At 66.8% G+C, this 12,785-nt stretch carries 8 protein-coding genes and 3 pseudogenes; 3 read left to right on the top strand and 8 right to left on the bottom strand.

From position 1 onward, the window contains the following. Positions 1 to 314: 314 nt before the first annotated feature. A pseudogene (locus ACFQ58_RS15350) lies at positions 315 to 413 on the bottom strand (AAA family ATPase); the annotation flags it as partial. Between the two features lie 583 nt (positions 414 to 996). Between ACFQ58_RS15350 and ACFQ58_RS15345 the strand changes: the two are divergent. Next, entirely contained in the window at positions 997 to 1,224 is a 228-nt protein-coding gene (locus ACFQ58_RS15345) for a hypothetical protein (RefSeq protein ID WP_376952025.1), read from the top strand. A 294-nt stretch (positions 1,225 to 1,518) separates the two neighbouring features. Here ACFQ58_RS15345 and ACFQ58_RS15340 read toward each other — a convergent pair whose 3' ends face one another. Together ACFQ58_RS15340 and ACFQ58_RS15335 are read right to left on the bottom strand one after the other, a co-directional pair. After that, the gene (locus tag ACFQ58_RS15340) at positions 1,519 to 1,806 is read right to left on the bottom strand and encodes a hypothetical protein (RefSeq protein WP_376952024.1); all 288 of its coding nucleotides are present in this window, start codon (positions 1,804 to 1,806) and stop codon (positions 1,519 to 1,521) included. A gap of 75 nt (positions 1,807 to 1,881) precedes the next feature. Next, positions 1,882 to 1,941, bottom strand: a pseudogene (locus ACFQ58_RS15335) (DUF2510 domain-containing protein); the annotation flags it as partial. Between the two features lie 274 nt (positions 1,942 to 2,215). Here ACFQ58_RS15335 and ACFQ58_RS15330 point away from each other — a divergent pair. Then, complete coding sequence (locus ACFQ58_RS15330; protein ID WP_376952023.1) at positions 2,216 to 2,815, top strand: hypothetical protein; 600 nt, start codon at positions 2,216 to 2,218, stop codon at positions 2,813 to 2,815. Positions 2,816 to 3,118: 303 nt separating this feature from the next. Here ACFQ58_RS15330 and ACFQ58_RS15325 read toward each other — a convergent pair whose 3' ends face one another. The 5 genes from ACFQ58_RS15325 to ACFQ58_RS15305 form a co-directional block, all read right to left on the bottom strand. After that, a complete protein-coding gene (locus tag ACFQ58_RS15325) occupies positions 3,119 to 4,258 on the bottom strand; it encodes an epoxide hydrolase family protein (protein ID WP_376952022.1) in 1,140 nt (379 codons plus the stop codon). Between the two features lie 58 nt (positions 4,259 to 4,316). After that, the gene (locus ACFQ58_RS15320; protein WP_376952021.1) at positions 4,317 to 9,032 is read right to left on the bottom strand and encodes an NAD-glutamate dehydrogenase; all 4,716 of its coding nucleotides are present in this window, start codon (positions 9,030 to 9,032) and stop codon (positions 4,317 to 4,319) included. After that, positions 9,029 to 9,934 (bottom strand): universal stress protein, encoded by a 906-nt coding sequence (locus ACFQ58_RS15315; RefSeq protein WP_376952020.1) that lies wholly within the window; start codon positions 9,932 to 9,934, stop codon positions 9,029 to 9,031. The genes ACFQ58_RS15320 and ACFQ58_RS15315 overlap by 4 nt, the downstream gene beginning before the upstream one ends. Beyond that, entirely contained in the window at positions 9,931 to 11,421 is a 1,491-nt protein-coding gene (locus tag ACFQ58_RS15310) for an APC family permease (RefSeq protein ID WP_376952019.1), read from the bottom strand. The genes ACFQ58_RS15315 and ACFQ58_RS15310 overlap by 4 nt, the downstream gene beginning before the upstream one ends. A 145-nt stretch (positions 11,422 to 11,566) precedes the next feature. Continuing rightward, a complete protein-coding gene (locus tag ACFQ58_RS15305) occupies positions 11,567 to 11,998 on the bottom strand; it encodes a hypothetical protein (protein ID WP_376952018.1) in 432 nt (143 codons plus the stop codon). Between ACFQ58_RS15305 and ACFQ58_RS15300 the strand changes: the two are divergent. Further along, positions 11,953 to 12,777, top strand: a pseudogene (locus tag ACFQ58_RS15300) (DUF1345 domain-containing protein). The gene ACFQ58_RS15305 and the pseudogene ACFQ58_RS15300 overlap by 46 nt on opposite strands. Positions 12,778 to 12,785 lie beyond the last annotated feature (8 nt).

The following is a 12,785-nucleotide window of genomic DNA, read 5'->3' as shown; positions in this document are numbered from 1 at the left end:
GCCCGGTCCTTCACTTCCACTGGGTACTTCTTCTGCGCCGGCATGACATCACCCTTTCGTGAGATCAATGCCTCCACCAGACCCGGGGCGGTTCAAACAGTTGGATTAATACCTCATGGGCCATGACCAAGATCGGGTGCTGATCCATCAGACCGGGCGAGTCAGTCACTGCCCTCGCGCGAAGAGTCTGTAACGCTCTCCGCTCAGCCGGAAACTTCCTCGATAACGGGGCGGGCGGCAGCGCCCGGGGGAACAGCGCTGCTACCCGCCCCGTCACCGCTCTTGCCTTTCGGGCTAAGCTGCGCCGCCGGGTACTATCTGGCCCCCTGTCGCGCGTGGTTGAGGCGGTAGCTGGTGGTGCCGGTTTCGATGATGGTGCCGTTGAAGGTGAGGCGGTCGACGATCGCGGCGCAATGACCAGAACGACACGGTGGTCGCCGGCGTGTAGGGGTTGGGTTCAGGGGTGTCCGGGTCCACGTCGTCATCATCAGCCAAGCTCGCTCAACGCAGCGACGTTCGACACCGCGAAGCCGGAACAAGACCCCCGGGCAATCGGCCCGGCGGTCTCTGCTGCTGCTGCTCAGCCCAGACCTGGGACGGGCGCGTCGACCCCGAGATTACCTCTGTTCGATCTGGAGACTTGATGCGCGCACGCTTATTCAACGAATATCGATCCGAGTTCACTCCAGGCGTTCCCAGCTGTCTCGAATAGAGTCGCCGCCGCAGCATCCGATCTCTCAAGGAATCCCGGGCCAATCCGAGACCATCCGAGATTTCGGGTTCGAGGAGAAAGACTCGTAGAGGCACTCGGCGTCTCCGTGGTGTCGCGGGTTCGAGTCCCGCCCTCGCTACCAAAACCCCCGGTCAGCCGGGGGTTTTGTCGTTTCTAATCGGCTGCGCAGTATCCGTTCTCTCAAAGAATGTGACGGAGCGAGCGCCGCTCCGGACGGTGCCCGTTCGCTGCACCCTCGCTCAAAAGATGGACGCTCAGTGACCATGGCACGGTTCTTCGTGATCGCCGGATTCATCATCGTGGGTGTCCTGCTAATCGCATACCGCGATCGCGTCGCAGCGCGCAACCGCGAGAACCTCACCGCGTTCGGGCGGCCGGGGCTCACGATCAGTCGTCGATCAACCCCAGCCACGATCGCCTTCGTTGGGTTCTCGTGCATTGTCGCCGGATGCATCGGACTTGCCTTCGCCATCAGCAAGCTCACCGCGTAAGACCCGCTCGGCTGTTCGTACAACACCGAACCTGGCTGCGCCGAGATGGAGAGCACCCAGCTGTCTTCGAGACATGCGTGCGCGAACCCCGGGATCGACCGGTAGTCCCTCATTGCGGCCACGACTGGCGCTTGCGGCTTCAGACCCACATGGCCAGAGCCACGATCCCTGCCGCTGCGACTGCAGCGACCCCGAAGACCAAGGTGTTCCACACGACGAACGAATCCACGCTTGACGGTCTCACGCGCGGAGTGCGAGCGCAACGATCGTCGCGGCGGCCTGGTGAGGGATCGGCTAGATACTCGCGATTGTGATCATGAGTGCGATGCTGATAAGTGCTAACAGTCCTGGCACCGCGAAGAGGCTGATACCTCCGACCAGGCCGAGAAGGGCGCTGGCGCGTCCCGTGCCGTCCACCTGCCGTGACCGACTCAGTCCAATCGCGCCGAACACGATTGCGAGAGCGGTGAGTACCAGCGCCGGCAGAGCTCCGAGCCAGACCAGGATGACGCCGAGGGTTTGCAGTTCGTAGCTGGGGAAGAAAGTCAGGATGATCGGAATGATCCAGAAGAGCACGACCACGGTCAGCGCCCAGGAGAAGGTCTTCCGAGCACGTTGAGCGAAAGGGTTCGCCGATTCCTCGGCGCTCGGCCCGGGGCGGAATGCGTCGTCTGACCATCGAGTACCGTCCCACCAGCGGAGCAAGTCCGGGGCCTCCGGGTCCTCGTACTATCCAGGAACTGCCGACCGGCCGAGCTGATCCGTCAAGCCAGACTCCATTCGTTCCCGACGACCCTATCCCCGGACCCGACGGCTCGATCCATCGAGAACGTTGCGTTGAGGAATCGGCTGGGCTTTCTGCTTGCGGGTCGTGCCGTCGGCCGGTGAGGGTGGTCTTATGCAGTTTGCTGGAGTGCTTCCGGAAGATGCGCCCGACCCACAAGCCGAAGTGGACGTGAGGGTCCGCTCGCTTCCGTTTGCTGTCGTCGGCTTGGCTCCGCAGCCCTCGCTCGAGGACGCGGGGCTGGTGAGCCTGCAGGAGTCGACCGACGAGGACGGCTGGTCGCAGGTCAGCGCGTCCCTCACGTATCAGCTGTGGCGCAACCCGGCCAACCGTGACGACCCGGTCAACCTGCGCGAGCTGGACGAGGCGATGCGGCGCTCGCTCGAGGAGGAGCCACCCTGGCCGCGACCGGCATGGCTGATCGAGCGTGTGCAGCGGATGCGGTACCCGCTGCTGTGGGAGACCGTGCGCACCAACTGGAGCCGGGAGGTTTCCGAGTACGTGTCTGTGGCTCGTCAGCTGGTCGAACATACCAACTACATCCTCATGAACCAGTACCGGGAGGAGCTCGGGCTGGGACCTGGACCCACTATCGACGGGATGTGGAGCGTGACGGAGGCGGCCGTCAATCCCGTCGCGGCGAGTCTCGACCGCGTCGAGGTTCCCGCCGTCGAGATCGATACGGATCCGTTCGTGTACGCGCTCGGACTGACGCTCGACGAGCACACGAGCGTCACGGCCGTGATCCCACGCGAGCACCTCGACTACGTCCGTATCGCGTTCGCCACGAGAGTGACCCGCGAATAGAGCGGGGCGGATCACCGATCCCGCCGCACTCCCGGGTAGGTTTCCTTCCTGACCCAGCCCGACGGCGAAATGGACCTCACGGCACCTGATCCACCGCGTCTCGCTGAGGATCGCTGACGGGCGCTGCGACCGGCTCCGGTGGCTAACCTCAGACTCATGCCGGCATCACCGATCGATCCTCGCGATACGACTTGGGAGTGCGGCGATCCGACATACCGCGGACAGTGCCGCTCGGCCGCGCTGGGATTGGCCGATCCCGCTACCCCAACCCCGATGTGGGTGAGGACGTCGGTGGCTGTATCGTCAAATGCCCTTCGCAGGCGAGGTGTCTCGGTTGAAGTGGCTTCGAATGTCCCGCGCGAGGATGTCGGGTTCCTCTACTGCAGCAAAGTGCCCGCCGTGCGGTGCCACCGTCCACTGCTGGATGTTGTAGAGCCGCGCGTACCACTCGCGGGGCGGCTCGCCTTCGGGTACGAACTCGTGGGCGAACACAGATACCGCCGTTGGCACGGTCACGTAGTCAGTGCTCGTCAGCGGCGTGCTGTGCCACCGCGAATCGTAGTAGTCCCGCATCGACGAGGTGATCGAGTTGGTGGACCAGTAGAGCGTGAGAACCGTGAGCAGGAATTCGGTCCCGAGATGCCGGTCGACGTCGCCGTCGCTGTCGCTCCAGCTACGCCACTTCTCGATCAACCAGGCCGCCAAGCCCGTGGGTGAGTCCGAGAGGCCATACCCGAGCGTCTGCGGGCGGGTGGATTGGATGCTGCTGTAACCGCGTTCGGTGGCATCCCATTGCTCGACGTGCTGAAGGTACGCCCGCTCGGCGTCAGTGAGAGGCGGAGCGTCCGGCCCGAGCGTCGGTCTCATTTCAGGTGTCGTGAGCAGGATTCCGGTCACGCGTTCGGGGGCCAACAGGGCCAGATGCGTCGCGACGGCCGCGCCGAAATCGCCCCCGATCGCGCCGAACCGTTCGTAGCCCAGACGGTTCATCAGCTCCAGCCACAGACCCGCGGTGTGCACGGCATCGATTCCGACCTCTGCCGGACGGGAGGAGAAGCCGTAACCCGGCAACGACGGAACGATCACATCGAACTCATCCGACAATCGGTCCACGAGAGGAAGCATCTCCACGAAACAGCTCGGCCACCCATGCGTCAGCAGCAGCGGAGGTCTTCCGCTTCGTCGGTGGACGAAATGCACACGAGTGCCCGTGATGTCGGCGGTGAATTGAGGGTACGCATTGAGGCGCTGCTCTTGCCGGCGCCAATCGAATCTGCCCGCCCAGTCGTCGGTAAGGCGCCTCAAGTAGGCCAGGTCGGTGCCTTGGCTCCACGGTGCTCCCGGCGCGCCATCCGGCCAGCGGGTATTGCGTAGTCGGGCGCGCAGATCGCTCAAGACGTCTTCCCCGATAGCGATCGTGAACGGTTCAGGATCGACACTCATGCAGGAATCCTTCTCGAGCTCACGATGACTGGATCTGTGCCACCAGACAGCCCCACCGCTAACGGACCAGCGACCGCAACTGTCGGAGGGCGACCGACAGCACGGCGATGTCCGGGTCCGTCACGGCGCTCGCTGCGGCGAGGGAAGCGACCGCGCGCTTCGCGGGTATGCCACCCCCCTCGAGCCAGCGTGCGAACCTCTGCCCGAGCTCGACGTCACCCGCGTGCGACTGCACGGAGGCGGTGAGCTCGACGAGCACGGCGTACAGGTCGTCGCGCAGCGAAGCGCGCGCCATCGACTGCCAGTGATCCTCCTGCGGGAGCCGGGAGACGCTGGTCAGCAGGTCGTCGAACCGGATCTCGCCCGAGAGCAGGAAGTAGGCGCGGGCGACCTCGTCCAGGTCCCACCCACGAGCCTGCGCGAGCTCGACGACATCGAGCAGGCGCAGGGCCTCGAGCAGGCGAGCGCCGCGGTGCGCCAGATCCTCGGGAACTCCCGCGGCGTGCAGCGCCGCCTTGCGGTTCGCGAACTGGTCTGCCTCCTCACCGCGGAAGAACTCGGCGAGCCGGTCCGAGAGGATCGCGACCGGACCCGCGAACCTCGTGATCTCCGCCCCGAGGTCCAGCCGGTCGGACCGGCGCTGCACGAACCACCGGGCGGCCCGATCGAGCAGCCGCCGGAAGGCGAGGTACAGCGTGGTCTGCGTGCTCGTGTCGACGAGGGTGTCGGTTGCCTCGACCGCGATCACGAATCCGCGCAGATCGAAGATCTCGCGCGCAGCGACGTACGCCCGGGCGATCTGCTCGGTGGTGGCTCCCGTCTCGGCGGCGGCGCGGTCGGCGAACGTGATCCCGCCGCGGTTGACCATCGAGTTCGCGACCGCGTTGACGATGATCTCCCGGCGCAGCGGATGCTCGTCGAGGTACGCGGAGAAGCGTTCCCGCAGCTCGGTCGGGAAGTACTCGGCGAGCGTCCCGCCGAACCAGGGATCCTCGGCGAGGTCGGTCGCGGCGAGGTCGGACTTGAGCGCGAGCTTCGCATACGCGACCATGACCGCGAACTCCGGGCGGCTCAGCCCGACGCCCCGCTGGATGCGCTCGGCGACGTCGGTGCGGTCGGGCAGGAACTCGATCTCGCGATCCAACTCCCCGCGCGCCTCCAAGGCCTCCATCAGCCGTTCGTGCACGGGCAGCATGACGGCCGCGTTCGCACGGGAGTTTCCGAGCAGCACGTTCTGCTCGTAGTTGTCGCGCAGCACCTGCGCGGCCACCTCGTCGGTCATCGACGCCAGCAGGGCGTTGCGGTCGTCGATCGTCAGGTCGCCCGCGCGGACGACCTCGCCGAGGAGGATCTTGATGTTCACCTCGCGGTCCGAGGTGCCCACGCCGGCGGAATTGTCGATGGCATCGGTGTTGATCTGCCTGCCGGCGTGCGCCGCTTCGATGCGTCCGCGCTGGCTCACCCCGAGGTTGCCGCCCTCGCCGACCACGCGGGCGCGCAACTGGACGCCGTCGACCCTGATCGCATCGTTCGCCCGGTCGCCGATCTCGGCATTGGTCTCGGTCGAGGCCTTGACGTACGTGCCGATGCCGCCGTTCCACAGCAGGTCGACCGGGGCCAGGAGCACGGCCCGCTTCAGCTCGTTCGGCGTGAGCGCCTCCACCCTGTCATCGAGTCCGAGCGCCGCGCGCACCTGCGGCGACACCGGGATCGACTTCGCGCTGAGCGGGAACACTCCACCGCCCGTGGAGATGAGCGCCGCGTCGTAGTCGGCCCACGAGGACCCCGGCAGGTGGAACAGGCGCGTGCGCTCTCCGAAGGAGGCGGCGGAGTCGGGCTCCGGGTCGACGAACACATGGCGGTGGTCGAAGGCGGCGACGAGTCGGATGTGCTCCGAGAGCAGCATCCCGTTTCCGAACACGTCGCCCGACATGTCGCCGATGCCGACGACCGTGAAGTCCTCGGCCTGTGTGTCGAGGCCGAGTTCGCGGAAGTGCCGCTTCACCGACTCCCACGCTCCGCGTGCGGTGATCCCCATCGCCTTGTGGTCGTAGCCGGCCGACCCGCCCGAGGCGAACGCGTCGTCGAGCCAGAAGCCGTACTCCTGCGACACGCCGTTCGCGATGTCGGAGAACGTTGCGGTCCCCTTGTCGGCGGCGACCACGAGGTACGGGTCGTCGCCGTCGTGGCGCACGACTCGCTGCGGCGGCACGATCCCCGCGGCGGTGCGGTTGTCGGTGATGTCGAGGAGCCCGCGGATGAACACGCGGTACGCGGACGTGCCGGCTTCGAACCAGGCGCTCCGGTCGACCGCGGGGTCGGGCAGCCGCTTGCCGACGAACCCGCCCTTCGAGCCCGTCGGCACGATCACGGCGTTCTTCACCATCTGCGCCTTGACGAGCCCGAGCACTTCGGTGCGGAAGTCCTCGCGTCGGTCGCTCCACCGCAGGCCCCCGCGGGCGACCTTCCCGAAGCGCAGATGCACACCCTCGACCTCGGGCGAGTAGACCCAGATCTCGGCCATGGGCTGCGGCTTGGGCAGGTTCGGAACGCGCTTGCTCTCGAGCTTCATCGACACCCACGACTTGGGGAGGCCTCCGACGTCGCGCTGGTAGAAGTTCGTGCGCACCGTCGCGTCGATCGTGCCGACGAAGGCGCGGAGGATGCGGTCGTGGTCGAGGCTGGGGACATCGTCCAGCGCGCGCAGCAGCTCGTCGCGGACCTGCTCGTAGCCGGTGCCGCCGTCGGCCCTGTCGGGGTCGAACCTGGCCCCGAACACGCGGACGAGGCCCGCCGCGAGCGTCGGGTTCGCGGTGAGCGCCTGGTCGATGTACTCCATCGAGAAGGCGGAGCCGATCTGTCGCAGGTAGGCGCCGATCGCACGCAGGATGACGACGTCACGCCAGTCCACGCCCGCCTGCAGGACGAGCGAGTTGAGGCTGTCACCCTCGGCGGCGCCCGACCAGATCGCGAGGAACGCCCGCTCGAACGCGGCTGCACGGGCGTCGTCGTCCCACATCTCGGCGTCATGCAGGCTCAGGGCGAAGTCGGAGATGTGCCTCGTCGAGCCGTCCATGAGGGTCACATCCTGGGGGCGATCGTCGATCACCTGGACGCCGAGCGCGGTGAGCATGGGCAGCACCTCGGTGAGCGGCCGCGAGGCGGTGCTCACGACCCTGAGGAACCGCAGGCGGGGATCGTCGCCCGCGGCGTACAGGTGCACCGCGATTCCGCCGGAGTCGTCCAGCCGCTCGAGGCGCCCGACATCGGCGACCGCCTCGTCAGGTGTCGTGGTGTCCTTGTACGACTCCGGAAAGGCGGAGCCGTATCGGGTGAACAGCCCTGCCGCCACCTCTTCGTCGTGCACGCGGTGCAGGGCGTCGACGAACTCGGAGTCCCACGTGCGGATCGCGGCTTCGAGGCCGGCGTTGAGCGCCGCGACATCGACCGGAGGGATGTCGACGCCCCGCGGCATCCGCAGCGTGCAGTGCAGTTGGGCCAGCGGCGAATCCCCGACCTTCGCGGTGTGCTCGATGAACTCGGCGCCATACGCCTCGGTGAGCATGGACTCCACGCGCAGTCGGACGGGCGTGTTGTACCGATCGCGCGGCATGAACACGAGTGCCGATACGAAGCGGCCGAACTCGTCACTGCGGACGAACACGTGTGAACCCCGCCGCTCCTGGAGCTTGCTGACCTGCGTCGTGACGTCGAGCAGGTGTTCCGGCGAGTCTTGGAATAGCTCGTCACGCGGGTAGTCTTCGAGGATCTGCAGCAGATTCTTCGCGGAGTGCGAACCGGGCGCGTGCCCGGAAGCCTCCAGCACGGCGCTCACCTTGGCCGCGATGACGGGGAGCATCAGGACGGACGACGCGTAGGCCGTCGAGGTGAACAGCCCGATGAGGCGACGCTCGCCGGTGACGTTTCCGACCTCGTCGAATGTGCGCACTCCCACGTAGTCGAGGTACACCGCCCGATGCACCGTCGCGCGGGAGTTGGCCTTCGTGATGGTGAGCAGCCGGGGGGCTCGCGCTGTCGCCCTGGCTTCCGGTCGGAGATGCGCGACGCGGGTGGGCGCATCGCGGAGGATGCCGAGACCGCTGCCCGGGATGGGAGACAGCACATCCTCGCCGTCGACCACGTCGAGCGCGTACTCGCGATACCCGAGGAAGGTGAAGTGATCGTCGGCGAGCCAGGTGAGGAATTCGACGGTGCTGGTGACCGCTTCCGCGGCCACCCCGATCGGAGGGGAGGCGCGCAGTTCGGCGACGATGCCGAGACAGGTGCGCCGCATGGCGCTCCAGCCGTCCACCGCTGCGCGGACGTCGGCGAGTGCTGACCCGATGCGCGCCTGCAGCGCCGCTCGCTGCTCGCCCGTCGGGATGCGGTCCGTCTCGATGTGCATCCACGACTCGCGCGGGCCGTCGTCGGTGCCGATGGCCAGAAGGCGCCCCTCGGCGTCGCGGCCGGCCGAGAGGATCGGATGCAGCAGCAGGTGGACGGTGAGGCCCGCTTCGGCGATGGCCGCGGTGACCGAGTCCACGAGGAAGGGTGAGTCGTCGGTGCAGATCTGCACGATCGTGCGGCGCGACGTCCACCCGTTCTCGGTGAGTGTGGGCGTGTACACGGCCACGCGAGCCTCGCCGGGACGCCGGTCGTCGGCGAGCCTCGTTAGCGCGGTGAGCGCCCCCGTGACGTCGCGTGGCTCCCGACCTTCGAAGCTGTCCGAGGGGAGCGTGCGACGAAGCTGCTGGGCCAGCACCGCGGCGGTCATGCTCGGCCTTGTGTCGCGGCGCCGGGGACCGCGACCACAGGTACGGGCGCGTACCGGATGATCTTGGTCGCGCTCGATCCGAGGAACACACGAGCCACCGGATGCGTCGCCGACGAGCCGACGGCCAGGATGTCGCCATCCTCCCAGTCGAGCATCCTGATCGCCCGCCCCCAGTCGGGACCCTGTGCGATCGCGAACTCGAGCGAGGGCTCGTCGAACCCCTGCGAGTCGAGGTAGGTCTTCGCCTCGCGCTGGGCATTCGCGGCCTGGGCCTTCCAGAGGTCGATCACCTGGGTCTCGGTGTGACTCGAGCGGGCCGTGACCGGTCGGCGCGGTGGTGCGACGACGAACGTGGCCACGCGAAGGTGCGCCGATGCCCGGTGGCAGATCTCGGCGATGCGCGCCAGCAGGGACCAGCTCGCGTCATCGTCGCGGAATCCCACGGTCACCCGTGTCACGGGGTGATCGGTGCGATAGCCGCGAGGAGCGATCGCCACCGGGACGGGTGACGAGTGCACCAGACGGTCGGTCTTGGAGCTGAGTCGGATGCGGCCCCGCTCGGCATCGCCGCTGGAACCGACGACGAGCATCCAGGCATCGGATCGGGCTGCCTCGTCCAGGAGGGCGTGGGGCACCGAACGGTCGCTCACCCAGACGGCAGAGCCTTCGACGGTCGGGTGTTGGGCCAGATCGTCGCGCGCCTCGGCGGCGCTGAGCTCGCCCTCACCTGCGGCCCACGCCTCGAACTCGCGGTCGGTTCCACCGGCCGCCGGGGTTCCCCATCCCTGCGGAACCACGGAGACCGCGCGCACGTCGCCCGGCACTGAGCGGGCGAGCTGACACGCGAGCTCGATCGCGCTGCGATCGTTGTTGTGCGGGCCGTACCCGACGACGTACGTCACCGTTCCTCCAGCTCGGGATGGATCGGCTCCGAGATCTCCTCGTCGGAGGTGTAGTCGTTCAGCGTGGCGTGGTGCCTGCCGTACGCGAGGTAGAAGACGAACACGACGGCGAGCCACGTGAGGCAGATGATCCAGGTGATCGGGCGGAGACTCACGAGCACGTAGATGCACACGGCCACCGTGAGGATGGGCACCACCGGGTACAGCGGCACCTTGAAGGGGCGCTCGAGTTCAGGGTGCTGGCGCCGCAGCACGATGAGCGAGATCGCGACGACGCTGAACGCGACCAGTGTGCCGAACGAGACGCTGTCCCACAGGTAGTCGGAGGGCACGAATCCCGCGACGAGCGCCACGAGGATCGACACGACGATCGTGTTGTAGACCGGCGTGCCGTACTTGGGGCTGACGGCGAGGAACTTCTTGGAGACCATGCCGTCGCGAGAGATCGAGAAGAGGATGCGCGTCTGGCCGTACAGGGTCACCAGCGTGACTGAGAACACCGAGATCACCGCGCCGGCGGAGAGGATCGTCGCCCAGATCGGCGTGCCGGTGACCAGCTCCATGATCTTCGCGAGTCCGGCTTCGCCGGCTTCCGGCGTCGCGAACCACTCCACCGGCATCGCGGCGAGCCCTGCGATGCACACCAGGACGTACACCGTCGTGACGATCACCAGGGCGCCGATGATGGCGCGGGGGATCGCCTTCTGCGGATTGCGCACTTCCTCGCCGGCGGTCGCGACCGCATCGAGTCCGATGAAGGAGAAGAAGATCACTCCGGCCGCTCCACTGATGCCTGCGGCCTGGCCGAAGAAGTTGTCGAAGTGGTCGGCGTTGAATGCGGAGAGTCCGATCACGATGAACAGCGCCAGCACGCCGAGCTTGATGCACACCATGATCGCGTTGATCGTCGCGGACTCCGAAGCACCGCGGATGAGCAGCAGCATGCACAGGGCCACCAGCACGATGGCCGGCAGGTTGACGATGCCGCCGGTGGCCACGCCGTCGTCGCCGGGGATGAACGAAATCGAAAGCTCCGTCGGCAGCTGGAACCCGAACAGGAGGCGCAGCAGCTCGTTGAAGTAGCCGCTCCAGCCGACTGCGACCGCCGAGACGGCCAGACCGTATTCGAGCAGCACGCACCCGCCGACGAGGACCGCGACACCTTCGCCGAGTGCGTGGTACGAGAACGAGTAGGTCGATCCGCTCACCGGGATCGAGGAGGAGAGCTCCGCGTAGCACAGAGCCGACAAGCCGGCCGCGAGGCCCGCGAGCAGGAACGAGAGGATCACCGCCGGCCCGGCCAGCGGGATCGCTTCGCTCAGCACGAAGAAGATGCCGGTTCCAACGGTGGCACCGACGCCGAACATCATGAGCTGGAATGTGCCGAGCTTGCGCGGGAGCTCCGTGCCGGGATGGAAATGATGCTGGAAGATGATCGGCTTGCGTCGCAGCAGCTGGGCACCGAGCCCGAGACGTTGATCGGACATGGACGCTCCCCTTTGAACGCTGTGCTCCGAGTTTCTCGCTCGGGAGGCTCGATGTCGAGCCCGGTGTCCCATCCGTCGTCCGAACACCGGTCCTTCGTGGTCGGCGCGGTTGAGTCGGTGAGGCGTTCCAAACCGGCAGATCGGTTCAGTTGCCGCCGATCACGTGCTCGGGTAGGTCATGGTGGCGCTTGGGTCGTGGTCCCTTCGTCGCCCACGGCTGGCGCCATTCCGGCGCCGGGAAGGAGTCGGCGAAGTAGAGCGTTTCACGCGCTACCTTGTCGCCGCGAAACTGCATGATCTTGACGTAGTGCAGCGGTTCGCCCCCGTCATAGCTGAGCAGCCCTTCCGCAAGCCAGAGGTCGCCGGAGCCTCTGATCTCCTGCGGCTGAAAATCGAGCTTCGCGGGGTAGCGCTCGCGCCATTCCTGCTGATTGAGCTTGCCTTCGAACCACTCGTCGGATTGCGGGAACTCGAGCACGACGTCGTCGTGATAGAGCTCCGACGCCTTGGACTCGTTGGGTCCTCCGGTGTATGTCCACTGTTGCAGGAGCAGTTCGCGGACCTGTTCGTACTCCATTGCTCGCCACCTCCAGGGTGCGACAGTGTTGTTCTCGATCTTCGAGCCTCTGCACGACGATGTCCATTCACCTTCCTGCACGTGCTCGCAGATATGGCCGGAACGTCGTGACGGTGCGCCGTGGAAGCATGGGGGCCGTGAGCCGCAGTCCATCTCAACCCACGACCCTCGTCCGAGCGGTCGTGGCTGTCGTCGCTGGAGCTGTGGCCTTCGTGGCGGTCACGCCCGTCCTCGGCGTCCCGGCGGCGCTGCTCGTCGGATGGTCGGTGATCGCGTTATCCAGCGTGATCTGGGTGCTCGTGACGGTCTGGCCCATGAACGCGGAGCAGACGCGTGCACACGCCACGAGTGAGGATCCGGGTCGGAACCTGGCGCGACTCGTCGCGCTCATCGGCTCGCTCGTCAGCCTCGGAGCGGTCGGCATCGTGCTCCTGCAGACGCGGGAGCGGTCGCAGGCCGAGGCGCTGCTGCTCGCCGGGATCGCGCTCGTGAGCGTCGTCTCCTCGTGGGCGTTGGTGCAGGTGGACTAGATGCTGCGGTACGCCGCCCGCTGGTACGCGGAGCCGGTCGGGGGGATCGACTTCAATCAGGATGAGGATCCGGAGTACACGGACTTCGCGTACTTCGCGGTCGGGCTGGGGATGACGTACCAGGTCGCCGACACGAACGTGCGCACGAACGAGATCCGACGGATCGTGATCGCGCAGACCGTGCTCGCCTACGTGTTCGGGTCGGTGATCCTCGCGAGCATCATCAACCTCGTCGCCGGGATCGCGTGAGCGGTCTC

This window comes from Agromyces sp. NPDC056523 (genome assembly GCF_042794545.1).
Taxonomy (GTDB): Bacteria; Actinomycetota; Actinomycetes; order Actinomycetales; family Microbacteriaceae; genus Agromyces.
The sequence above is the reverse complement of the archived record's forward strand: the minus strand, read 5'-3'. Positions and strand labels throughout refer to the sequence as shown.